Genomic DNA, 22,735 nt, shown 5'->3' on the forward strand with positions numbered 1-22,735 from the left:
TCTGTCCATTGGTGACAATTTAACGTGAAACCGATAGTCCGCCAGGGAATGAATTCCCTGTCTCAAAGCTTAAGTCCTCTGAAGAGGACTGAGAAGAAAATTTTTAAACTCATTAGTCCTCTTTAGAGGACTTTAGCTATTAGCCAGGGAATTCATTCCCTGGCGGACGGTGGGCTTAAGTTGTCACCAATGGACTCGGCCTGGAAGGGTTTCTTGCCCGCGAAAATTATCCGACACTTCCTTCGAGTTTCAAACTCAACAGCTTATCAGCTTCCGCCGCAAATTCCATCGGTAACTGATTGAAAACATCTTTACAGAAACCGCTAATCATCATCGAAATAGCATTTTCTGCGGAAATTCCCCGCTGTGCGAAGAAGAACAATTGCTCTTCCCCAATCTTAGAAGTAGAAGCTTCGTGTTCCACTTTAGCAGTATGGTTCTGCACTTGAATATAAGGGAAAGTATTCGCTTGAGCGTTATCCCCAATCAGCATGGAATCGCACTGAGAGTAATTACGAGAGCCTTTAGAGTTAGGCCCCATTTTCACCAAACCGCGATAGCTGTTCGATGAATTTCCCGCAGAAATTCCCTTAGAAATAATCGTGCTGCGAGTGTTTTTACCGACGTGGATCATTTTGGTGCCGGTGTCAGCTTGCTGTTTGTTGTTTGTCAGCGCTACTGAGTAGAATTCGCCCACCGAGTTGTCGCCGACTAACACGCAACTGGGATATTTCCAAGTAATCGCGGAACCAGTTTCTACTTGTGTCCAAGAAATCTTAGAATTTACTCCCTGACACAAACCGCGCTTAGTCACGAAGTTGTAAATGCCGCCTTTGCCGTTGGCGTCGCCAGCGTACCAGTTTTGCACTGTGGAATATTTGATGTCGGCATTGTCCATTGTTACCAATTCCACGACGGCGGCGTGCAGTTGGTTGGTGTCAAACATGGGGGCGGTACAGCCTTCGAGGTAAGACACAGAACTGTTTTCTTCTGCGACAATTAAGGTGCGCTCGAACTGGCCGGAATCTCCGTTGTTGATGCGGAAATAGGTGGACAATTCCATCGGACATTTGACGCCTTTGGGAATGTAAACGAAGGAACCGTCGCTGAATACGGCGGAGTTGAGGGCTGCGAAAAAGTTATCGCCGACTGGTACGACGCTGCCGAGATATTTTTCTATTAATTCGGGATAATCTTTGACGGCTTCTGAAATGGAACAGAAAATAACGCCATCTTTGGCTAACTTTTCTCTAAATGTTGTGGCAATTGAAACGCTGTCGAAAACGGCATCGACGGCGACATTTCCCAGCCGTTTTTGTTCGGAGAGGGGAATGCCGAGTTTCTCGAAGGTTTCTAGGAGTGTCGGATCAACTTCATCCAAACTGTTGAGCTTTTTGGGCTTTTGTTTGGGCGCGGAATAGTAGATAATTTGTTGGTAGTCGATCGCGGGATAGTGGACGTGGGGCCAGGTGGGCTCGGTCATTGTCAGCCACTTGCGGTATGCTTTGAGGCGGAATTGCAGCATGAATTCCGGTTCGTTTTTCTTGGCGGAAATCAGGCGGACTACATCTTCGCTCAAGCCGCGGGGGATGGTGTCTGACTCGATGTCGGTGACGAAACCGTATTTGTAGGGCTGGTTGACTAAGGTTTTGACTGTGGTAGAACTCATTATTTTGCGTGTTCAGTGTTCTAGATAATGCTCTCTGGATGGCAGACTGGGCAATGCCTGTCTGGGCTTGAGCGAGTTCTGCTGGACTGCTCTGGGAAGTTAAACAACAATTTGGTTGCTTTACTATATTTTAAGCTACATTAACAATAGTGATATTGTCAAAGTCAAATTAATAATTTTTTGTGAAGATGATGGAGACTACTCAGCAGACTTCCACGAAACAAGACATCCTGCAATATTTGCTCAAGGTGGGGCAGGGGACGGCTATTGAGTTGGCGGAGTCTTTGGATATCAGCCCGCAGGCAATTCGCCGTCACTTGAAGGATTTGGAAGCGGAGGGGCTGATTCAGTATCAGTCGGTTCAGGCTGGGATGGGGCGGCCGCAGCACATTTATGAGCTTACCAGTTTGGGGCGCGATCGATTCCCGAATCGTTACGGCGATTTTGCAGTCTCTTTCTTGGATACTTTGGCGGAAACCGTCGGCCGCGAGCAAGTGATTACTATCCTGCGAAAACAGTGGCAGCGCAAGGCGACGGAGTATCGGCGGCTGGTGGGTGCGGGTTCGCTGGAAGAGCGGGTGACTAAGCTAATGGAACTCCGCAGGGCTGAAGGTTATATGGCTGAGTGTTATCCTGTAGAATCGGTAGAGGTTGGGATGTGCGATCGCGCGGGTTTGGGCGATCGATTTGTGTTGATGGAACACAACTGCGCGATTTCTAATGTTGCTGAAACTTTTCCGAGTGTCTGCGGTAATGAGTTGGAAATGTTTGCAGCGGTTTTGCCGGATTGCATTGTAGAGCGGACTCACTGGATTATTGATGGGGAACACCGCTGCGGTTATTTGATTGCAAAGAAGAATGAAGAAGTTCGGCAACGGATTTTCTAACGGATGTCACGGATGTCACGGATGAAAGTTCGGCAACGGATGAGTGTAACGGATGTCACGGATGTCAGGGATTACCAATTACCGATTAGCAATTACCAATTTTTAATAGACCTCTTGCAAAATAATTTTATGCTATAATCAAAGGTTTGGCTTAAGTAGAGCAGATTGCAGGTTATATCAGCACTTGACAATTATGAGTTGGCTCTCAGGTCTAAAACTCAAAACCTTTAATTCTAACATAGATTTTTTTTGCAAGAGGTCTAATATATGGAACCGCTAGCAGATTTTTTAAAGCCGGAAGAGTGTGCCGAAGTTGATATGGCGCTGCTGTCGTCGAAGGAGAAGTTTTCGGCACGGCTGGCAATTTATGCTTTGAGGGTGCTCAAGCAAATTTCTGAGGAGAGGGGTTTGCCGGTGGCTGAGGTGACTAATGGGCAGGTGATGGATTGGATTAAGAATGATGAGAGTATTAAAGGGTCGATCGAACTTGATGCGAGTTTTGAAAACTTTTTTACGAATTTGGTAATTGCGTCTTTGCGGCCTTTGAGGCAAATTGCGACAGAATCGGGAGGGGCGATCGAACAATTAACAGTTAAGCAGGTCGTGGCGTGGTTTGAGAAGGACGGGAAGATTCGCAGAGAACAGGGAACCGAGGCGGCGTTTTTGGACTTGTGAGTTAAAGGTCGATCGGCCCATCTGGCCAATAATACGTCAAACTCGGCTATTGGGGGCTGTTTCGGGCGCTCGAAAAAAAGTTTTGATAAAGGGGTTGACAGACAAAGGAAAACTTGATAAGGTAATTAAGTCGAGCGAAAGAGATGCAGCGCATCAAACTGAACGCAGACACAGGATTAAAAGTTTTCAAAGCTTTCCTGGTGCTTATGATGTAATGGAACCACTCCGATCCATCCCGAACTCGGTTGTTAAACGTTGCTATGGCGAAGATACTCGGCGGGTCACTGCCCGGTAAAATAGCTCAGTGCCAGGTTAATAATAAATTAAAGCTCTTTTCCCGCAACAACGGAAAAGGGCTTTAGTTTTTTGGTGAGTGATTAGGCATCTACACAACAGCAAGTCTTGGGCCACAGGATGCCTAAACTATACTCCCCACAAGAATTGTTAGAGATGTCTTTGGTGCCAGTTTTGTAGAAATCTAAATATTCTGGGCCAGCAGCAGATTTTGGGTCGCTCGAACTTGATGCTACTTTGGAAAACTTTTTTACGAATTTGGTGGTGGCGTCTTTGCTGCCTTTGAGGCAAATTGCGACAGAAGCCGAAAGGGCGATCGAACAATTAACAGTTAAGCAGGTTGTGGCGTGGTTTGTGAAGGACGGGAAGATTCCCACAGAACAGGGAACCGAGGCGGCTTTTTTGGACTTGTGAGTTAAAGGTCGATCGGCAACACTGGCAAATAATACGTCAAACTCGGCTATTGGGGGCGGTTTCGGGCGCTCGAAAAAAAGTTTTGATAAAGGGGTTGACAGACAAAGGCAAACTTGATACAGTAATTAAGTCGAGCGAAAGAGATGCAGCGCATCAAACAAAACGCAGACACAGGATTAAAAGTTTTCAAAGCTTTCCTGGTGCTTATGATGTAATGGAACCACTCCGATCCATCCCGAACTCGGTTGTTAAACGTTGCTATGGCGAAGATACTCGGCGGGTCACTGCCCGGTAAAATAGCTCAGTGCCAGGTTAATAATAAATTAAAGCTCTTTTCCCGCAACAACGGAAAAGGGCTTTAGTTTTTTGGTGAATTATTACTCATCTACACAAAAGCTCGTCTAGGGCCCTTTGTAGAAATCTCAATATTCTGGGCCAGCAGCAGATTTGTGGTCGATCGAACTTGATGCGAGGAAGGAAAACTTTTTTACGAATTTGGTAATTGCGTCTTTGCGGCATGAGAGGCAAATTGCGACAGAATCGGGAGGGGCGATCGAACAATTAACAGTTAAGCAGGTTGTGGCGTGGTTTGTGAAGGACGGGAAGATTCGCAGAGAGTAGGGTGTCGAGGCGACTTTTTTGGATTTGTGAGTGAAAGGTCGATCGGTCTTTAACTCACAAACCCGGCCTGAAACCCAAATAATTCGAGCTGTTTCGGGCGATCGAAAAAAAGTTTTGATAAAGGGGTTGACAGACAGGGGAAAACTTGATAAGGTAATTAAGTCGAGCAAAAGAGATGCAGCGCATCAAACTGAACGCAGACACAGGATTAAAAGTTTTCAAAGCTTTCCTGGTGCTTATGATGTAATGGGACCACTCCGATCCATCCCGAACTCGGTTGTTAAACGTTGCTATGGCGAAGATACTCGGCGGGTCACTGCCCGGTAAAATAGCTCAGTGCCAGGTTAATAATAAATTAAAGCTCTTTTCCCGCAACAACGGAAAAGGGCTTTAGTTTTTTCACATAATATTTTCACATAATATTTTCACATACTATTTTTGCCCCGTCTGCTCCAACGCCCTGCTAGAAGGCGCTTTGGCGGCAATTTCACAACTTCTCTGCCACTTTCAGCTTGTTTCTTCTCCAAGTCGGCAAATATTGCGTCCAAGAAGTCATAATTGAAAGACTTGGCATACTCTTCACGAATTTTGTGAATTTCTTCTACGATTTCATCTGTCAGCATAAATTAATTTCCTAGTAATTCATAAGGCGTACAAAGAATCGGTAATTCGTACCCGCAATCAAAGCTGATTTCTGCAAGTTTTCCCTGGATTTGAGCGTTTGCGATATGCTTGCAGTTCCAGGTTAACAGGTAATCCAAACCGTGAACGGTTGCTGCTGCAATGTGAATTGCATCGATATGTGCTTTAGGGGGAAGATTGCTGCGTGCAAGAAATTGTGCGGCTAAGTCTCGGACAGCTCGATCTCATTCCAGCAATGGAACACCGCGAAGGAGTTCCATAGGTTGAACCGCAATCTCTGCGTCTCCTTGTGCTACCTCGTTTAGGACAGCCTGTGAGATGTACAGTGTGAAAGCACTGCGGCGATACTCCCACCAATCTTTTGTGACCTCGATATTGGCAGCCAGGATTAGGTTTTTGGTCGATCAAGCTGTGAGGTAGCCCAAGATGCTGGTTTCAATGTAGAGGGTTTCACTCATACGGGATAGGTTGATAGCCTCTTCATTTTAAACCCAACCATTCCTCGTTGTAAAACTCCTGCATCGCATAGGATCATAGCTCTAAACCTTATTGCCGATACTTGTTGAGTAGGACTTGCTGATATTCGCTCTCAGGCTCATTAGTCATTACTTCCAAGCGAGCGACTTCCTCGAACCATTTTGCCCAAGCTTTGGCAATATCGTCTGGGAGTTGGGGTTCAGCTATTCTATTTTGGTGCTTGTGCATCACAAAGTCGAGGAAGTCACTGACTTCTGGCAAGAATGATTCTGGAAGTGGCTGCAATTTGGCATCATAATATCACGAATAGTCATAATAATTGCCCATATTACCATATTCGCTGAAGGTCATAGGCATCAGAACCCGCATCATGACTAATCAAAGCAAGGGAATGATTTAACTTTATGAAGATTAGTTATGATTCCGAAGTTATCGGCTGTATCTGAATTGCTATACCGCTGAATCTAAGCCATATTGTAATAACATTTTTCCATACTCGTTTAATTCATAAACAACGCCTCCAGAAAAAGGTTCACCCAAATTTCCACCATCCATCCCAGCAAAAATAAGTAATCCAGCACTTTGAAGGCTGGCAGCAATATTCGGATTACTCTGAACACCAGCTATAAATCTAGTTAGGTAATTTAAGTCAGACATATATACACGCTCGACTATGAAGGATAATCGCATAGCGTCCTCATAGGATATATTTCCGAGGATATGGTGCTTGAGTAGTCGTCCTAAAATTGATGTTTTTCAAGGCTGTCTGCACGGTCAATTAGCAGTAATAAAGTTTCTTCAAATGCACGCTTTTTCTGGGGATTTTTATCGATAGATTTAAGGAAACTTTGACGTTTTTCAGAGGACACATTGGGTAGCTATCCCAAAAATTTTATCATTTTCTGGATAAATAACCCCTGGGAAATTGCAACAGTCGCTTTGCCTAAATTATAAATGTTGTTAACAACAGGAATCTCACGCAATACACCTTCACTTAGAATTTGGTCAAGTGCCACTTCAACTAAATCACGCCCTAGGGAACTAATTTACTCACTGGCGATGGCATCGAACAACTCAATACTTATTTTTTGGTTCATTTGTTGTCTCTTGTTGAAATTTACCGCCCCACTAATAACATTAAAGTAATCTAATCATGAGCATTAACATATTCCTTCATATCCTCAAGCGGCTCATCAAATTCATCAGGCAACGGTAGAACAAACATTCCTTTCATTGTCCCAGCAACTCGACGCTTCTTTGTTGGCTTTTGTTGAGTTGAGTTTTTAGCCTGCTTTTCAATCAAAAACTCAATATAATGAAGCAGTTCTGTCTGCAGAGACTCAGGGAGTTCTGCTAATTTTTCTAAAATGACTGGCTGCATCATGGTTTCTGCTCGCGATCGCCCTATCTATTCCATTAAAGCACCAACACCCAATGTCAGCAACAGAATACCCCATGATCTAGCCCGATCGCCCTCACTCTACCCAAATCCCGATCGCACTGACACCCTCATTATTTTGCAACTTGCCTAAAATCCCCCGATCGACTATTCTTCCTAGTAGATATGATCTTGATATAACAACTGACAAAAACATGACAGCAATATTACCGCCTTGGATAGTTTTAGACTCCCTATTGCACAACTGGCTACTAGAAGATATCGGTAGGGGCGATCGCACAACATCGGCCTTATTTCCTGCAAACAGCATCCAGGGTACAGCTAAATGGATTGTCAAAGAAGCTGGAGTCATTGCCGGATTGCCAATTGCCGATCGCACATTTAAACTTTTAGACAGCAGCCTCAGTTTCATCCCCCAAGTACCAGAAGGGAAACTGTGCGAAAAAGGAGAAGTAATCGCCGAGATTTCCGGCAATTTCGATGCGCTGCTAACCGGAGAAAGAGTAGCATTAAACTTGGCAATGCGTTTGAGCGGCATCGCTACTTTAACTCAGAAATATGTTGACAAAATTGCCGATTTGCCCGTGCAATTAGTGGATACGCGCAAGACAACGCCGGGGTTGAGATTGTTGGAAAAATACGCAACTCAAGTCGGCGGTGCTTGCAATCACCGGATGGGATTAGATGACGCGGTGATGATTAAAGACAATCACATTGCGGCGGCTGGAGGAATTGCAGAGGCGATCGCCCTAATTCGCAATTCTATCCCCTATCCGCTGACGATCGAAGTTGAAACCGAAACTATCGCTGAAGTAGAAACAGCTTTGCAGCACAAAGCGGATATTATCATGTTAGATAATATGTCCTTTGATTTGATGCGGCAGGCTGTGGCAATAATTCGCCAAAAGAGCGATCGGGTAAAAATTGAAGCTTCCGGCAATGTTACTTTAGAAACAATTAGAAGTGTAGCCGAAACCGGAGTTGACTATATTTCTACCAGTGCTCCGATTACGCGATCAACTTGGCTGGATTTGAGCATGAAAATTAATAGTTAGTTGACTGTTGACTGTTGACTGTTGTGATATCAAATCAGGGTTAAATACTCTCTTGATCTCTTAGTCTCGCGTTGCCCGGAATTCGTTTGTGTGCTCGCGTTGGTAGCGGTTTCAACCGCTTAGTGATAAAGAAGTTAATGAACCCGGATTTAGTATCATTAGTCAGTAGTAACAAGGCTAATTTTCAATTCCCAATTCCCCATTCCCCATTCCCAATTACTTAGAGATAAAATGAACCCAAAAATTCCCGTCAGGCATACACACGCTGCGGATTAAGCGATAGGGATAGTGCAAGTAGGCACCGCTGACACTTGTATCGTAGCCACTTCCTAACCACTCACCATAGGGATCGTGGACGAAGAATCCCTCGCTGTCGTAGCCTGATGCAACTATAATGTGACCGAAAGACGTAAAGTATCCGTGGATGACAGCAGGATTTCCGGTGGCGAGCCAATCTTGAACGTCATCAATAGTTGCATTCTCGGTAAAGAAATCTTGAGCGCCGTAATCTCTAACAATCTTTGCTAAATCGTAGGGGTCCCAGCGACTGTAACCTTTGGCGATCGCATATTCGTAAAGTTCGTCTTCATATTGCCCGGTTTGTTTGCGCCGTGGCACCCTCAAAAAGTCCATACACATCGCTAATGAAGTTACATTGCAAGAACCTGTAGGATTATTCAAGTTATCCAGTTGCGATAGATAAGGAATGCCAAGCCTGACCGTTGGAGGATTCGGTTTGGGATAAAACAGAACGCTGTCTTGAGTAACTTGAGCGTGTGCTCCGAAAACATACCAAATTCCTGAATCTTTGAAAGACTCGTTGCGGAGAGCAACTCTGATGTGACCGCGAGCCGGGGCAAAAGCCAAGATTTCAAACTCTTTTCCGGCTGGTATTACTTGTTTTTCCGAGTCCTGAAGTTGAGAAGACGCCAGCGGTTTTGATTTAAAAATAGTGTCTCTGAGCGTTTTCAGGATCAGGGGATGTGTGGGAATATCCTCTGGTTTGGTTTCAATCAGCTTTTTGGCTGTGACTGCTCCCAAAAAACCCGCTTCGCCGCACTTCATCAGAGTTTGAAATCGGTGGAGGGTGGCGGTAGAGAGAGGGCCAAAAATTCCGTCTACGGGAGGTTTCAGTAAACCCAAGTCAATGAGGCGGCTTTGAATTTGGGCACTGAGTTCGTCGTCTGCGGCAATTGCTTTGGCATCGTACCTAATTTTTGAGTTGAGAAAGTTTTGTAATTTCATGCTTGCGTGCCCCTGTCAATCGATTTTAGATTTTAGATTTTAGATTTTAGATTTTAGAATTACGATGCCGATCAATCCGGTTTTCCTAGACTACATTGCTGAGTCGTCAATAATTCCCCGTTTATCGTCTCATAAAATTACGGTAATTTTGCCGAGCAATCGATTTTAGATTTTAGATTTTAGAATTACGATGCCGATCAACCCGGTTTCCCTAGACTAAATTGCTTGCTCCTCAATAATTCCCAGTTTATCGTCTCATAAAATTACGGTAATTTTGCCGATCGCCCGTACCTTAAAGGCTTTGTATTAATTATTTGATACAAAACCTTCAAGGCGAGAGCCGATCGAATTTCATGCACTATTGACTAAAAATCCCTGATGCCCATTGACATTGTTTCTGCCCAATGCCGAATGGCGTTGGATGCCTCAAAACCAGAGCGATGGTAGAATTGCCCTGTTGAGGCGATCGTCTGATTTATGCTTCGTCCGGGCGAATTACCACAACACCCATCGCATCGGGAGACAGATATTTTACGGCGGCTTCTCGGAGATCCTCGGCAGTCTGAGCTTGGATGCAAGCGGCATAGTTAAGGGCGGGAGCGATATCTCCTACCATCGACTGATAGTAACCGTACAAACTTGCTCGATCGCTCGGAGTTTCGTTACCAAAGATAAACCGATTTGCTACTTGCGTGCGGATGCGGGAAATTTCGGCATCTGTCACCAGTTCGGTTTGGAGAGTGCGGATGTGTTGGACGATCGCAGCTTCCACTGCTGCCAAGTTTTCTGTCGGTAGTTGAGCGGAAATTGAGAATATGCCGCCGAGTCGCTGAGTCATGTTGCTGACCGAAATTGACGAGACTAGCCCTTTTTCTTCGCGCAAATCATGAACCAAGCGAGTTGTGCGGCCATGACCCAATATTGTCGCCAAAACGTCGAGGGCATAAGTTTCTGACATTTCCATGAAACCAGGCACTCGCCACATCACGATCAGTCGGGCTTGCTGAAGGGCAGAGTCTACAAATTCGCGGCGGACTGTTTCTGTAAACGGCGACTCTTGGCCGTAGTTCAGGATTTGGGCTTCGGGGTGAAAGTTGCCGACAGCGGGCACATTTATTTTGTTGTTTTGTGCTGTACTTTTTGCTGCAAAACTGTCTGCGACAATTTCTATTAGTTGATCGACTGGCAAATTGCCGACAGCTACGGCTGTCATCGCCCCTGGGTGATATCTGCTGCTGTGGAAATCCCGCATTTGTTGGGCTGTCAACTGTTCGATTACCGCAGTCGGGCCGAGTACCGGTCGCTTGTAGGGCAGGACTTCAAAGGCTAATTCCATCGATCGCTGATAGGTGCGGCGGCGGGGATTGTCTTCCGATCGTCTAATTTCTTCTAAGACTACCAGCCGTTCGCGATCGAAGGCGTCGTCGGGAATGCTGGCGTTGAGCAACACATCGACTTGCAGGGGGGCTAGTTCGGCAAAATCTTTAGGAGCTGTGGTGATGTAATAGTTAGTGTAATCTTGGCTGGTGGCAGCATTGGTGACAGCGCCGCGTTGCTCGATCGCGCGCTCAAATTCGCCACTGGGAATGCTGGGAGTTCCCTTAAAAATCATGTGTTCTAAAAAGTGAGCCATGCCGTTAATGTCGTCTGGTTCGACGGCTGAGCCTAAATTGAGCCACACGCTGAGGTTAACAGCATCGACCGGCAAGTGTTCGGCTATAACGGTGAGGCCGTTGGGGAAATGGCGGATTGTTGGGGCGTTGAGGGGCGATCGGGCTGAGGTTTTGAGCAGGGTTGATGTCATTTGGCTTTTAAATTTATCTTGTTCTCTATATCTTAAAGGGTCTTTAAGGAAGAGCTCAGGCATTGGGCATTTGGGGCAAAAAATGCGACTTTGGGTATGGAGGGTAATGCACGCACCGAGTTTTTGGTTTCCCTGGAGCAAGTCCTGTTAACGTATTTCTGCGAGCGCGATCGTTAATTTATCCTAATAGTTGCCCAAGTCCTCAGTTTTTTTGGTGACAACATTCGATGGAAAATCGAAGATTGAATAAAAACTTAGTATTTCCACAAGCAGCTTTTCAACGATTTTGGCGATCAACTTCGGGGAAAATCGGCTTAATTTTGACTGTAGCGCTGATGATATCGGCAGTGTTGGCCCCCCTACTTTCTCCTTACGATGCTGCGGTCGATCGAGATTATTTGTCGCGCTTGGTGGCTCCTAGCGCGAAACATGGGTTGGGCACCGACGGTTTGGGGCGAGATTTGTTGGTGCGGGTGTGGCACGGATTGGGAATATCTTTACTCGTCAGCCTGGTTTCTGTGGGTGTGGGTTTAATTGTGGGAGCGCTTTTGGGGCTGGTGGCGGGGTATTTTCGGGGGTTGCTGGAAATGGCGATCGGCACTTTGGCGGATATTTTGCTAGCTTTTCCTTCGATTTTACTGGCGATCGGCGTTGTTACCGTCACCGGGCCGAGCCTGCAAAGCGTAATTATCGCCGTCAGCCTCGTGCAAATTCCGATTTACATCCGTTTAACTCGCAGTATGGTACTGTCTCTGCGGGAACAAGAATTTGTTTTGGCTGTCAAGGCCTTGGGCGCCAGCGACTTACGGATTATTTTTCGCCACATTTTGCCGGGAAGTCTCGCGCCTCTAGTTGTACAAGCAACTCTTTCGACTGGTACGGCGACACTAGAAGCTGCCGGTTTGGGTTTTTTGGGTTTGGGCGCACAGCCGCCGGTTCCTGAGTTGGGGACGATGCTTTCTGATGCTTTTAAGGGCGGATACGCTCTTTCTTCTCCTTGGACGATCGTGTTTCCAGGTTTGCTGATTACGTTGACTGTTCTTGGTTTCAACCTTTTGGGCGATGGCCTACGAGACGTTTTAGATCCCAGAGGGAATTAGAGAGGGAGTGGGGGAATTTATACTTTTTCGTTTTGCCTTCTGCCTTTTACCTTCTGCCTTCTTCCCTCTGCGCCCTCTGCGCCCTCTGCCGTTCATCCCCTCTTCCTTCTTCCTGACTCTCCAATCTCAAATCTCATCAAATAGACTGACTTGACTGCTGTCACGATCTACGCGAAACTTTACATACAACTGATGTATTGCTTCTACCTATTAATAAGTTCTGTTAAGTTGTGACTCAAAACCTATCAATTCGTCAAAATTGATATAGCGCTTTGTCAGTCAGCCAACTCTCAAGAAGCTACTTCAGGAGGCATCGTCCCTGGCTTGCTGGTGTCGGTGTCTGGTCTCACTATTCCTATTCAGTCAGCCCGGATTATGGAAACACTAGAGTTTGTGATCTATCCAGATGGCCGCGTACAGGAAACAGTCACCGGCATTGTCGGTGCTTCCTGTGCTGAGGTAACGGCTGCAATTGAAGCTCAGCTCGGCGTGGTGCTTCACCAAGAGTCAACATCTGAATATTTCACGCAAGCGCTGCATCAGTCAGCCGAAGCGACCGCCCAAGTGGCTTTTAGCGATTGGTAATTTTTTTGTTGAGTTCACTTAAATTTTTTTGGAACCACCATGTCACATTTTAGCCAAATTAAGACCCAGATCCGCAATTTGAATTCTTTGGAAGCTGCTTTAACTGACTTGGGTATCGACTGGAAGTCGGGCCCGACTGAGGTGCGTGGCTATCGCGGCCTAACCAGCACCGCTGAGGTCGTAATTGAGCAAAAAAACGGCTACGACGTAGGTTTTAGCTGGAACGGGACTGAGTATGAATTGGTGGCTGACTTGCAGTTTTGGCAGCAAGCTTGGTCTGTAGACCGTTTTCTGAATAAGGTGACTCAGCGCTACGCTTACCATACTGTGGTGAATGAAAGCGCTAAGCAGGGTTTCCAAATTTCTGAGCAAAAGCAAAATCAAGACGGTTCTATCCGTTTGGTGGTGCAGCGTTGGTGCGCTTAATCATTTTTCGAGATTTTTGCAATCTTGTTTCATCAAAGTCCGCCTGTGCGGACTTATTTACTATTGTGGGGGTCTAAATGTCTGAGCTTTCTGGACTCGGAATAGATACAGCAATTGATCGCTCTGGTTTAGAGCCGGAGTTGGGAGGATTTTTGCGGGATGCGCCCGATCGCTCTGGTTTGGAACCGGAGTTGGGCGGTGTGTTGCGCCAAAAAGGTGTCTATGTTGATGAAATTACCTGCATTGGCTGCAAGCACTGTGCTCACGTTGCTCGCAATACTTTTTATATTGAACCGGATTACGGTCGATCGCGCGTAGTTCGACAAGACGGGGATTCTGAAGAGTTGATTGCTGAGGCGATCGACACTTGTCCGGTGAATTGCATTCACTGGGTTGATTACACCGAACTCAAGAATCTGGAAGAAGAACGCAAGGATCAGGTGATGCCTGTCGTTGGTTTTCCGGTGGATATGGCAACAGTTAAGGCCGGTATTCGCCAGCGCCAAAAGAATAAGTTGCGCGATCGTCAGTTCAAAGGTAGCCATTGAAATCCCCAATTCCCATCCGCAGCTTGAAACCTGTGGCTCAAACAACGAAAACAGCCCGCGCGGGCTGTTTTTATATACATTCTATAATTAATTTATTTGAGAGGATGGTGCTCAGCGAGAATTTTCTCAACTCTAGCTTCGTCGATTCTGGCCGTTAATGTTGTTGCCTCGTTGTTATCCCGAATGGTTTTTGCTAAAGTAAAAGACGAGCCAACTGAAAAAGTTAAACCCATACCCATAAAAGCTTTTTGCCAGGGGTCTACCTGTAAGTAAATGATACCTACAGTAGTTGCGGAAAGGGCAAGAATAAAAGAAACCCAGCACTGAAGTATCCAAGCATTAGTATCTTTTTGGCGTATGATTTGTTTCTGCATAGTCCCTCTAAGTCAAATATATCTTTTGGTTCATTAACTTAAAGAATAGATAGGGTGAGTGAAGCGGTCAGGAGAGGAATGGACAGTTTCGATAAGTGAACAGTGCGATCGGGCTTTTGACTAAAAATTAGAACGCTGTAGATAGGGTTTAAGGCTCAAGGAAGACTGGGTGGGAGTAGACAGTTGGAAAACTCCACTAAGGAAAGCTAGTTTTTTCTCAAAATAGGGTAAGGTGCGCCGGGCGGCACCTTACTTTTCCCACTCCGCCTCCGCTGACGAGAGTTTGACTTTTGAGCGGTTTCAAGCGCCGACTCTTATCTACTTGGTATGTGTAGCCCCGGTTTCAACCGCCGAGTTAGATCTACTTATTTTTCTGCTGAGTCTTCGCTTGTTCGATCGCAATTTCCCTGACTGCTTGCAAAGAACTCAAATTCGATGAGCCCTCAATCGCCTTCACCGCCAAATCTTGAACCTGTTTCAAAGCAGAATCGAGTTGTTTCGACAAGCTAGCAAGGCGCGCATCTTGATTTTGAATTGTCTGCAACATCCCTTGAATTTGCAGTTCATAATTTTGCTTTTGCCCTTCGATATCTTTAGCAGACAAATCAGCCTTAACTTTAGCTTGGTAATTGCCAATATTGCGACCGTTATCTTTCCCGTTCTTGATATTCGCTTCCAATTCTTTCGGGAAAGCTTCTACCTTAGCTTTCACCTCAGCATAAAGTTTTTCCCGTTCCGAAATAGATTTTTCGCGTTCCGCCCACAGTTTCTCCTGTTCTTGCTGAAACTCTTCGATTTCTTGATACAGCTTTTTCTGGCGCTGTTGGTATTCTTCGATGTCCAGATTTCGCTGAAGATTCAAATCATAATTATACAACTCTTCATCACGCTCGCGAGCTTTTTGGTGATTTTCATTGCGTTCTTTAACGGCTAACTTGTGGAGTTCCTGCTCTTTTTCCCAAGCTTGCCGACGTTCCAACAATTCCTGTTCAACAGTTTCGCGCTGTTCGCTGAGTTCGCCAGCAAAAGTTTTGGCGCTTTCTTCGTACTGTTGAATTAAATTATCCAGCGTATCTTCTGCAACATCTTCTAAACTGTGCAACTCTTGCAGTTGTTGAATTTCCTCGCCCACAGTGCGCCGCAATTCTTCGACTTTAGCAGCTTCCGAAGTTAATTTCTCCGACAACTCGCTGACAGCGCCACCAAAGCTAAATTGCAGTAAGATTAAATTGTCGATTGTGGACTGCATTTTTTGTGGATTTTGAGTTAAAGCCATTGGTTTTTGTGCCTCCACAATAGGTTTTTCTGGGGCGGCTGTTTGCTTTTGGGAAGCGTTTAGCTGTTGGATTTGCGATTCTAGCTGCGCTTTTTCTTGCGCTGCTTCCTTGTACGCTTCTAAAATTTCAGCCTTGGTGCTTTTGTCGCTAACTCTTTTGTTCATGACTTTTCATTCCTTAATAGTTGGGAAAATTTCTGTCATTTTTTCGCAAGATGGGCATTGCACACCTTACTGGGTTTTAAGCTTTGCTGGCAAAAGCTTTCATTGCCAAATCTTGCGCTTGCTTCATCGTGGCTTGCAGTTGCGCGGAAATTTCGGCAATTTGTTGGGTTTGTCGCTCAATTGTCTGCTGTAGAGATTGCGCTTTCAATTCATATCCTTGCTTAGTGCTTTCCCATTCTTTATCCACTAAATCTGCCTTGACTTTAGCTTCGCGGGAAACTTCTTGAATTGCTTCTTCTTTGGCTTTGACATAAGCCTGTTTGAGTTCTTCTTCAAATCCGGCGGCTTTTCTTTGATTCTCTTCAAACTCCGCTTGATTGTCGCTGAGGACTTTTTCCCGTTCCACCCAATTTTTCTCTTTTTCGCGGGTAGATTCTTGCAAGTCCCGTTCTAGTTTGCGCTTCGTTTCTTCGTATTCGTCGGTTTCGATTTTGCGAGTGCGCTGTAATTCGTATTGATAATCTGCTGTTTCTTCCTGACGCTTTTTAGTTATGAGTGCAGCCTCTTCTTGAACTGCTGTATCAAATTCTTGCTGTTGTTTTTCCCAAATTTTGCGTTTTTGGGTCGTGTCTTTTTCGATAACTTCGCGTTGGTTAGCAGCGTTTTGTTCTAGCAGGGTCAATTTTTCTCGGTGTTCTTGAGTTAAAATGTGGAGGGCGTCTGCTACAACTCGGATTTGCTGCAACTCTTGCAATTGTTGGGCTTCAATTTCGATCGCGCGTTTTAATTCGTCTAATTTGGAAGATTCCGCCTTCAGTTTTTCCGAAAGTCCGCTGATGGTGCTGCCGAAATCTAATTGCAAGTCGGCGAGGCCTTTGACGATGCTGTCAATTGTGTAGGTAGAAGCGACTTCGAGGAGTTGTTTGTTTTTGGCTTTTTCGGCTGACTGTTCTTTGGTTTCGACTTTGGATTCGATCTTTTTCTTGTCGGCTAAAATCTGCTGAAAGTTTTGCAAAATTTGGGCTTTGCTATCCTTGGCAGTTGCTACTGTCATAATTGTTTTTTCTCCTGATTATAACTTTTTGAGGCTTTTGAGTGAGACTTTCTCAGTTATTCTAAGTTGCGGAGTTGGCTGAGAATGGAACGGTACTTGCTGGCTGCGTCGGGTTTTTCTTCTGAATTATCGCTGGCTAGCATTTTGAGAAGTTTCCAGCAGCGATCGCACCGATTTCCTTCCCAGCAGGCGCACTCATCAATTATACTCAAAAGTGCGCCTTTTAGCAATTGATTTTCGGCTAACAAAGCTCGGTAATTCCGCTGGACTGATTCGGCTACTAAAGTCATGTGCTGGAAGTCTTCGGTGAGACTTTCGAGGTCGTTAACTGCATCTGTCCGAATTTGGTCTAGCAGCTCAAGATTCTCTTTCAAACGGCTTTCTTGCAGGTTTGGTTTGGTTTTCAGCTTGGTTAATTTCTTCATTTTACTCTGTTGTAACAGTTATGGTAAAGGCGCGATTAAATCGCGCCTTTACAACAAAATTAGAACAAGTCAGCAGTTAATTGCTCTTCGGCTGGCGGTAGCGACATATTGCCGTTGGAATTCAAAGCAATAGCATCGTTTTCACCGCTAGCGTGAGCAGCCATCAAGCAGGCAACTTGCTGTGCCGGCAGGTTATCTAAACACACCATAGCTTTTGTTCCTTCTAAGTCAATCATCCGCGATTGATTGCTAGAATCGGACAAAACTGCTGCGGCTTGGTCGATAACCGCCCAATCTTTCCGCTCGTTCCAAGACCATTTTAAGCTGTAGTAGTTGATCGGTTTTACTACTCCGCTGTCGTCTGGTTTTTGGCCGGAATGTTTGACAAATTCTGGAATAAAAATTCCTGTTGCAGGCTCTACACCGCGAGATTGAACTGATGCTACCAAACGGTTAAAATCGTTCAAGCTCCGGTTTTTGATGTAGGTCACCATGACAACTCCTTGCGGCAATTCGCCGCTTTCTGCGACAAACCACAGTTGACCCCATAATGTGTGGGAAGTTTGACCTAAACTGCCGAAGAATTTGGAAAATTTGAGGATTGTCATGGAACACTTGGAACCGTAGTCGGTGTCGCCGATCGCCCACTGGCCACTTTGGCAATTGTTACGTACTGCGATCGGGATTTCTGGTACTAGCAAAGCATTGCTCGGTTTGGCACCAAATACTGAAAATGTAGGTCTTTCTTGTGTTTTAGTAGTCATTGTTCGTTTTTCCTTAGTTATTTATTGCTTTACGGGGAATTGGTAATTGGTAATCCGTTAAATCTCGTACATTGCTCGTGGCCGAACTTCGATTACCTAATGAGATGTGTTGTCGCTTTTGGTTCTGGATAGGTATACTCAAGCATCGCCTCTTGTTGAGCTTTAATAATCCGCAGCGCGGCGAGCAAATGCTCTAACGTTTCTAAGTGCGCTGGGGTGAAGTGGATGCTGAAGCCTTCGCCATCCCGCGCGTAGCCGGGACAAACCAGTGAGGCTGAGCTTTGTTCTTCGTGGGTGGCGATGTATAGCCAGTCATCGTCTTCGAGCTTGTAATGCGTGTCTGTCCAGGTTCTCAGCATTTGCGATCTGCTCCTCCTTATTTGCTGCGTACAAGCGTTTTGACGCCCAGCGCTTCTCACTCCTCTGAAGTTGACGACGCTATATGTAGCGTATGAGCTAGGCTAATTTGCACTTTTAACCCTACCAGTCATGCTCTGCGGGTTGATTAAACCGTCAACTGATCTCATGGTAGCGCGGGTTGATTTTCCCGTCAAGTAGTTTGTTGAACTTTTCATCAAAACAGGCTAGAATGCTTGTCAGGAGGCAAAAAACCGTGGAACAAACATTTGGAAGACTGATCCGTCAAGCTCGCAAGGACAAAGCTTACTCACAACGTGAGCTTGCAGCTATGCTAAGTGTGGACTTTACTTATTTGTCGAAGTTGGAGAACGATCGAGCGGATTATGCGCCAAAAGAGGAGGTAATCCGATCGCTAGCGCGGAATCTCGACATAAACGAAGAGGAATTGATTTTCCTGGCGGGGAGACTGCCGCAGCAGTACGAAGCGCTGCTGAAGCAGAATCCGAAGGAAATGCAGGCTCTTTTCCGCCGGATGCAAGAAAATCCAGATTGGCTCAAACAATCTTTTGAAGCGTAAGAGAGGCCCCTCATAGTGAGTATTTTTAAGCCGTATTGCTTCTACCCCAAAGAAACGATCGAGCGTTTGGCAAATGACATCTTGATGCAGATGCAGAAAACGCAAAATTTTGCTCCGAGATGGCCTTTTGATGCGACAACGGTTGCTGATTTTCTGGATTTGGGCGTAGTTTGGGAGTGCATTGACCCGGATGAAGAAGGTGCGATCGCGGCGAGGATTTTGCCGCAGCAGCGGTTAATCGAAATCAACGAACAGATTCTCGAAAAACCGCCGGGTTTCATCGAATCGACGATCGCCCACGAAATCGGCCACTGGGTGCTACACGTCAATCAAGACGAAGCAGACGGCACTGTGGAACAGTTGGAATTAAACTTGGGCAATGAAGGAAAAGCAGCCCAGGATGTCGAGGAACCGTTTGTTTGTCGGGGTGCGAGTGCTGATAATAAGGTTTTGTCGATCGAATGGCAAGCGCAATATTTTGCAAGCTGTTTGTTGATGCCTCGGTGTATTTTGGAAGAAAAAAGACAGGGACGCGATTTAACAAAGTGGTCGCATTTATACAAAATGAGAGATGAGTTGGGAGTGAGCATTTCCAATTTGACAAACCGCTTGCAAGAATTCGATTGGATATATATTCCCAAGGGAACGCGCGAGATTTATGCCGGGAAAGATGCCGCAAACGGGCAGCAGCGGTTGTTTGGATAAGAGGGAACTCGAATTTGAGATTTGAGGATTGCGACTTCTCGAATCTCAAATCTTTAAAATTAATTTCTAATTAAGTTAAATTTTATGCTAACCAATATTGAAATCCTGCTGGCAGCTTGCGAGGAATTAAATATCCCTTACGAAATCCTGCATCCTTCCCAAAACTTGATTAGACTCAAAGAGGGCGGCGAAGAATATTATTTTGTCAATTACATGACGCCATTTAACAGCGCATCAGTAGCAGAGATTTTTAAAGACAAAGAATATACTTATCAACTATTAAACGGCCAAATAAATACTCCCAGAACTCTCGGTTTTGTCTCGCCTTACTGCGAGGAGAAGTATAAAAAGTATTTGAGTTTCCCAGATATTGAATCAATAGTTTTAGAAGTAAACAAAAATTATTCTTTTCCGGTGATTCTCAAAAGAAATCGCGGTGCTGGTGGCAACAATGTTTTTTTGTGTAAAACTATAGAGCAAATTAAAGAAGCCCTAGAAATTATATTTAACATCAACAGTAAAGATTATGACTATGTGGCGCTAGCTCAAGAATACATCGGAATTGCCCGCGAATATCGGGCTGTATTCTGCAAAGAAAAGCTAGTTTTACTGTACGAGAAAGACAAATCTCAGGCTAAATTTGCGGGGAATTTAAGCCCGCTGCACTGGGAAGGTGCAAAAGCAAAACATATAATTAACCCCACTCTCATGTCTGAGATTGAAGATTTTGTTAAACCTGTTTTTGCCGAAATGGCGATTAATTATGCTGGGTTTGACATCGCGCTAGATACAAAAGGAGCATATTGGTTAATTGAAATTAACTCAAGTCCCAATTACGATATTTTTGTCAGAGATAACGATCGCCAAATTGTGGTAACAATGTTTAAAGGTATTCTGGATAGCTTGATTCTTAACAAAAAGCCGTAAATGCTCGATTTTAGAGATACGCTACAATTAACTAAATCCCAATCTCAAAAAAAGTAAAAGCAATGACATCAGAAATGTTAAAAGTAGAGGAAACTTGGGCATAAATTCTCGCCCTATCCCCTCCTCTTTCATTAGCGTTTATCAGCGTTTATCAGCGGTTAAAATTATCTTATTTCCGGTTGCATCGGTATTGTTCAAGACTTGGGGCGGTGGGTGATTGCAAACAGTCTCATCATCTAGATTCAAATATTTATTGCTCTCACGCACCCTACAGCTACAAACTTTATATCACATTCTTTCTAAAACCTGAATCCCCAATAACTCCAAACCCAACTTCAAAGTCCTCGCCGTCAAATCGCACAAAATCAACCGCGAAGTCCGCAACGGTTCCTCAGCTTTCAAAACCGGACATTGCTCAAAAAATTGATTGTACTTTTGACTCAATTCAAACAAATACTGACAAATTCGATTCGGCAATAAATCGCCCTCAACCGCATTTATCACTTCACTAAACTGCAATAAATGTTTGGCTAAAACCAACTCTGCATCAGACTGCAAGATTACTTTCGCACCAGCATCTAAATTCTCGAAATTAATCTCACCTTTGCGGCGAATTCCCTGCACGCGCGCGTAAGCATACAGCATATATAGAGCAGTATTTCCTTGCAAGGCGAGCATTTTGTCGTAACTAAATACATAGTTGCTGGCGCGGTTTTGACTTAAGTCGGCATACTTAACGGCACTCAAACCAACTGTTCGAGATACGTTAGCAATAAATTCCTCAGTTTCTTGTCTTTCTTCTGCTTTTAATATCCCTTCTAAAACTTGGCGCGTGCGGACGATCGCCTCATCTAACAAATCCTGCAACCGCACCGTTTCCCCAGAACGAGTTTTGAGTTTTTTGCCGTCTTCTCCCAATACCAAACCGAAGGGAATATGGACAATTTCGACATCTTCGGGAATCCAACCGGCTTTTCTCGCTACTGCAAATACTTGGGCAAAATGGTTAGCTTGTCCTGAATCCGTGACATAAATTATGCGCTTTGCATTGTCTTTTTGGATGCGGTAGCGCACTGCTGCTAAATCGGTGGTGGCGTAGTTGTAGCCGCCGTCGGTTTTTTGGACAATTAGCGGGAGAGGTTCTCCTTCTTTATTGGTGAAACCGTCTACAAAAACGCATTTCGCGCCGTCACTTTCTACTAGCAAACCTAGATTGGTTAAATCTTCGACTACTGCGGGCAATAATGGATTGTAAAACGATTCGCCGCGTTCGGTTAATTTGATATCGAGCAAGTCGTATATTACTTGAAATTCGCGGCGGGATTGATCGCACAGCAATTTCCAAGCGCGGCGGGTGTCTTCGGCGCCTGCTTGCAGTTTTACTACTTCTTGGCGGGCGGTTTCTTTGAAGGTTTCGTCTGCGTCAAAGCGCTGTTTTGCTTGGCGGTAAAATGCGACTAAATCGCCTAAATCTAGGGCGTCAGCGGTTGTGAGGGCTTCGGGGTGAACTTCGCGCAAGTATGCGATCAGCATCCCGAATTGGGTGCCCCAGTCGCCGATGTGGTTGATTCTGAGTACGTCGTGGCCTTGAAATTCGAGGATGCGGGCGATCGCATCTCCGATGATTGTCGATCGCAAGTGTCCGACGTGCATTTCTTTGGCTATATTCGGACTCGAAAAGTCGATCGCAATTGTCTGAGGCGTTTTCGCGGGTTCAATCCCCAAACGCGAGTCGCCGGCGATCGCACTAATTTGCGCTTCCAAATAAGCCGGTTTCAGCTTCAAATTGATAAAACCGGGCCCGGCGATTTCTGGGGTTTCGCAGATGTCGGTAATATCTAGGTTTTCGATGATTGTCGAGGCGATCGCCCGTGGGGGCTTTCCTAACTTTTTCCCCAAACTCATCGCCGCGTTGCACTGAAAGTCCCCAAAGTTGGGATTGCTGGCGGCGGCTAGCATTGGATCTGCACCTGCATAACTTTCGCCGAATGCCGCGGTGAATGCTTTTTCAAATTTTGCTTTTAACTGTTGGGCGATCGAGTTCATGTTTAATATTTTGATTGGATGTTTATTTTAAACTCTAGATTAAGCACTTTTTGCCAATAATACTCTTACTACTTAGGTAATTTCCCCATCCGACGCTCTCCCTCTGGCCCTCTGGCCCTCTCCCCACCTACTAAGAAATTTTGTACTTAGCTTTGAGCTGCTGAGCGGATCAAAATCACTTGCAGCGCTAACACACAGTACATTTTATCACAGTTGCGATC

General features: G+C 45.2%; 27 protein-coding genes, 3 rRNA genes and 1 pseudogene. 16 read left to right on the plus strand and 15 right to left on the minus strand.

Annotated elements, in window-relative coordinates; translation table 11 throughout:
* Nucleotides 1–226: 226 nt before the first annotated feature.
* Nucleotides 227–1,669 carry a Fe-S cluster assembly protein SufB gene (gene sufB, locus QUA34_RS02345; RefSeq protein ID WP_333383811.1) on the minus strand — a complete coding sequence of 481 codons (1,443 nt, stop codon included), beginning with the start codon at nucleotides 1,667–1,669 and terminating at the stop codon, nucleotides 227–229.
* A gap of 188 nt (nucleotides 1,670–1,857) precedes the next feature.
* Here sufB and sufR point away from each other — a divergent pair, with 188 nt between their 5' ends.
* The 7 genes from sufR to rrf (QUA34_RS02380) all read left to right on the plus strand — a co-directional run bounded on the left by sufR (nucleotide 1,858) and on the right by rrf (QUA34_RS02380) (nucleotide 4,905).
* A complete protein-coding gene (gene sufR / locus QUA34_RS02350; RefSeq protein WP_333323290.1) occupies nucleotides 1,858–2,556 on the plus strand; it encodes an iron-sulfur cluster biosynthesis transcriptional regulator SufR in 699 nt (232 codons plus the stop codon).
* 267 nt (nucleotides 2,557–2,823) lie between these two features.
* Nucleotides 2,824–3,231 (plus strand): hypothetical protein, encoded by a 408-nt coding sequence (locus QUA34_RS02355; RefSeq protein ID WP_333323289.1) that lies wholly within the window; start codon nucleotides 2,824–2,826, stop codon nucleotides 3,229–3,231.
* A gap of 196 nt (nucleotides 3,232–3,427) precedes the next feature.
* Nucleotides 3,428–3,544, plus strand: a 5S ribosomal RNA gene (rrf, locus tag QUA34_RS02360).
* 218 nt (nucleotides 3,545–3,762) lie between these two features.
* Nucleotides 3,763–3,939 carry a hypothetical protein gene (locus QUA34_RS02365; protein WP_333383814.1) on the plus strand — a complete coding sequence of 59 codons (177 nt, stop codon included), beginning with the start codon at nucleotides 3,763–3,765 and terminating at the stop codon, nucleotides 3,937–3,939.
* Between the two features lie 196 nt (nucleotides 3,940–4,135).
* A 5S ribosomal RNA gene (rrf, locus tag QUA34_RS02370) occupies nucleotides 4,136–4,252 on the plus strand.
* Between the two features lie 134 nt (nucleotides 4,253–4,386).
* Complete coding sequence (locus QUA34_RS02375; RefSeq protein WP_333383816.1) at nucleotides 4,387–4,560, plus strand: hypothetical protein; 174 nt, start codon at nucleotides 4,387–4,389, stop codon at nucleotides 4,558–4,560.
* A gap of 228 nt (nucleotides 4,561–4,788) precedes the next feature.
* A 5S ribosomal RNA gene (gene rrf, locus QUA34_RS02380) occupies nucleotides 4,789–4,905 on the plus strand.
* Nucleotides 4,906–4,985: 80 nt separating this feature from the next.
* On the opposite strand, the gene QUA34_RS02385 is transcribed toward rrf (QUA34_RS02380), so the two are convergent.
* The 5 genes and pseudogenes from QUA34_RS02385 to vapB form a co-directional block, all read right to left on the minus strand.
* Nucleotides 4,986–5,183, minus strand: coding sequence for a hypothetical protein (locus QUA34_RS02385; RefSeq protein ID WP_333383819.1), 198 nt, complete (start codon nucleotides 5,181–5,183; stop codon nucleotides 4,986–4,988).
* Nucleotides 5,184–5,186: 3 nt separating this feature from the next.
* A pseudogene (locus QUA34_RS02390) lies at nucleotides 5,187–5,660 on the minus strand (type II toxin-antitoxin system VapC family toxin).
* Nucleotides 5,661–5,748: 88 nt separating this feature from the next.
* Entirely contained in the window at nucleotides 5,749–5,940 is a 192-nt protein-coding gene (locus QUA34_RS02395) for a hypothetical protein (RefSeq protein WP_333383821.1), read from the minus strand.
* Between the two features lie 189 nt (nucleotides 5,941–6,129).
* Nucleotides 6,130–6,336: a hypothetical protein gene (locus QUA34_RS02400; RefSeq protein WP_333383823.1), complete on the minus strand. Its 207-nt coding sequence runs from the start codon at nucleotides 6,334–6,336 to the stop codon at nucleotides 6,130–6,132.
* A gap of 490 nt (nucleotides 6,337–6,826) precedes the next feature.
* The gene (vapB, locus tag QUA34_RS02405; protein ID WP_333383826.1) at nucleotides 6,827–7,063 is read right to left on the minus strand and encodes a type II toxin-antitoxin system VapB family antitoxin; all 237 of its coding nucleotides are present in this window, start codon (nucleotides 7,061–7,063) and stop codon (nucleotides 6,827–6,829) included.
* Here vapB and QUA34_RS02410 point away from each other — a divergent pair.
* Both QUA34_RS02410 and nadC read left to right on the plus strand, forming a co-directional pair.
* Nucleotides 7,062–7,211 (plus strand): hypothetical protein, encoded by a 150-nt coding sequence (locus QUA34_RS02410; protein ID WP_333383829.1) that lies wholly within the window; start codon nucleotides 7,062–7,064, stop codon nucleotides 7,209–7,211. The genes vapB and QUA34_RS02410 overlap by 2 nt on opposite strands.
* A 61-nt stretch (nucleotides 7,212–7,272) precedes the next feature.
* Nucleotides 7,273–8,133 (plus strand): carboxylating nicotinate-nucleotide diphosphorylase, encoded by an 861-nt coding sequence (gene nadC / locus QUA34_RS02415; protein ID WP_333383831.1) that lies wholly within the window; start codon nucleotides 7,273–7,275, stop codon nucleotides 8,131–8,133.
* Nucleotides 8,134–8,349: 216 nt separating this feature from the next.
* Here nadC and QUA34_RS02420 read toward each other — a convergent pair whose 3' ends face one another.
* Complete coding sequence (locus QUA34_RS02420; RefSeq protein WP_333383834.1) at nucleotides 8,350–9,378, minus strand: C39 family peptidase; 1,029 nt, start codon at nucleotides 9,376–9,378, stop codon at nucleotides 8,350–8,352.
* A 475-nt stretch (nucleotides 9,379–9,853) separates the two neighbouring features.
* Nucleotides 9,854–11,182 carry a pitrilysin family protein gene (locus tag QUA34_RS02425; protein WP_333327125.1) on the minus strand — a complete coding sequence of 443 codons (1,329 nt, stop codon included), beginning with the start codon at nucleotides 11,180–11,182 and terminating at the stop codon, nucleotides 9,854–9,856.
* Nucleotides 11,183–11,409: 227 nt separating this feature from the next.
* Between QUA34_RS02425 and QUA34_RS02430 the strand changes: the two genes are divergently transcribed.
* From QUA34_RS02430 to QUA34_RS02445, 4 genes are all read left to right on the plus strand, one after another.
* Nucleotides 11,410–12,282 (plus strand): ABC transporter permease, encoded by an 873-nt coding sequence (locus QUA34_RS02430; protein ID WP_333383837.1) that lies wholly within the window; start codon nucleotides 11,410–11,412, stop codon nucleotides 12,280–12,282.
* A gap of 375 nt (nucleotides 12,283–12,657) precedes the next feature.
* Complete coding sequence (locus tag QUA34_RS02435; RefSeq protein WP_015176940.1) at nucleotides 12,658–12,867, plus strand: DUF2997 domain-containing protein; 210 nt, start codon at nucleotides 12,658–12,660, stop codon at nucleotides 12,865–12,867.
* A gap of 39 nt (nucleotides 12,868–12,906) precedes the next feature.
* Nucleotides 12,907–13,293, plus strand: coding sequence for a DUF1257 domain-containing protein (locus QUA34_RS02440; protein ID WP_006634895.1), 387 nt, complete (start codon nucleotides 12,907–12,909; stop codon nucleotides 13,291–13,293).
* A gap of 77 nt (nucleotides 13,294–13,370) precedes the next feature.
* A complete protein-coding gene (locus tag QUA34_RS02445; protein ID WP_333327121.1) occupies nucleotides 13,371–13,841 on the plus strand; it encodes a ferredoxin in 471 nt (156 codons plus the stop codon).
* Between the two features lie 92 nt (nucleotides 13,842–13,933).
* Here QUA34_RS02445 and QUA34_RS02450 read toward each other — a convergent pair whose 3' ends face one another.
* From QUA34_RS02450 to QUA34_RS02475, 6 genes are all read right to left on the minus strand, one after another.
* Entirely contained in the window at nucleotides 13,934–14,215 is a 282-nt protein-coding gene (locus tag QUA34_RS02450; protein WP_333036187.1) for a YiaA/YiaB family inner membrane protein, read from the minus strand.
* 361 nt (nucleotides 14,216–14,576) lie between these two features.
* The gene (locus QUA34_RS02455; protein WP_333383840.1) at nucleotides 14,577–15,656 is read right to left on the minus strand and encodes a hypothetical protein; all 1,080 of its coding nucleotides are present in this window, start codon (nucleotides 15,654–15,656) and stop codon (nucleotides 14,577–14,579) included.
* A 76-nt stretch (nucleotides 15,657–15,732) separates the two neighbouring features.
* Complete coding sequence (locus tag QUA34_RS02460; RefSeq protein ID WP_333383842.1) at nucleotides 15,733–16,710, minus strand: hypothetical protein; 978 nt, start codon at nucleotides 16,708–16,710, stop codon at nucleotides 15,733–15,735.
* A 56-nt stretch (nucleotides 16,711–16,766) separates the two neighbouring features.
* Complete coding sequence (locus tag QUA34_RS02465) at nucleotides 16,767–17,135, minus strand: hypothetical protein (protein WP_333383845.1); 369 nt, start codon at nucleotides 17,133–17,135, stop codon at nucleotides 16,767–16,769.
* A 59-nt stretch (nucleotides 17,136–17,194) separates the two neighbouring features.
* Nucleotides 17,195–17,899, minus strand: a complete 705-nt coding sequence (locus QUA34_RS02470; RefSeq protein ID WP_333383848.1) for a hypothetical protein — start codon at nucleotides 17,897–17,899, stop codon at nucleotides 17,195–17,197.
* A 92-nt stretch (nucleotides 17,900–17,991) separates the two neighbouring features.
* Entirely contained in the window at nucleotides 17,992–18,258 is a 267-nt protein-coding gene (locus tag QUA34_RS02475; RefSeq protein WP_006634886.1) for a hypothetical protein, read from the minus strand.
* A 254-nt stretch (nucleotides 18,259–18,512) separates the two neighbouring features.
* Between QUA34_RS02475 and QUA34_RS02480 the strand changes: the two genes are divergently transcribed.
* The 3 genes from QUA34_RS02480 to QUA34_RS02490 all read left to right on the plus strand — a co-directional run bounded on the left by QUA34_RS02480 (nucleotide 18,513) and on the right by QUA34_RS02490 (nucleotide 20,468).
* Nucleotides 18,513–18,836 (plus strand): helix-turn-helix transcriptional regulator, encoded by a 324-nt coding sequence (locus QUA34_RS02480; protein WP_333159648.1) that lies wholly within the window; start codon nucleotides 18,513–18,515, stop codon nucleotides 18,834–18,836.
* A 15-nt stretch (nucleotides 18,837–18,851) separates the two neighbouring features.
* Nucleotides 18,852–19,541 (plus strand): ImmA/IrrE family metallo-endopeptidase, encoded by a 690-nt coding sequence (locus QUA34_RS02485; RefSeq protein WP_333383850.1) that lies wholly within the window; start codon nucleotides 18,852–18,854, stop codon nucleotides 19,539–19,541.
* A gap of 84 nt (nucleotides 19,542–19,625) precedes the next feature.
* Nucleotides 19,626–20,468 (plus strand): YheC/YheD family protein, encoded by an 843-nt coding sequence (locus QUA34_RS02490; protein WP_333383852.1) that lies wholly within the window; start codon nucleotides 19,626–19,628, stop codon nucleotides 20,466–20,468.
* Nucleotides 20,469–20,756: 288 nt separating this feature from the next.
* Here QUA34_RS02490 and argS read toward each other — a convergent pair whose 3' ends face one another.
* Nucleotides 20,757–22,514: an arginine--tRNA ligase gene (argS, locus tag QUA34_RS02495; RefSeq protein ID WP_333383855.1), complete on the minus strand. Its 1,758-nt coding sequence runs from the start codon at nucleotides 22,512–22,514 to the stop codon at nucleotides 20,757–20,759.
* Nucleotides 22,515–22,735: the final 221 nt, after the last annotated feature.

Source organism: Microcoleus sp. POL10_C6 (genome assembly GCF_036701585.1).
GTDB lineage: Bacteria > Cyanobacteriota > Cyanobacteriia > Cyanobacteriales > Microcoleaceae > Microcoleus.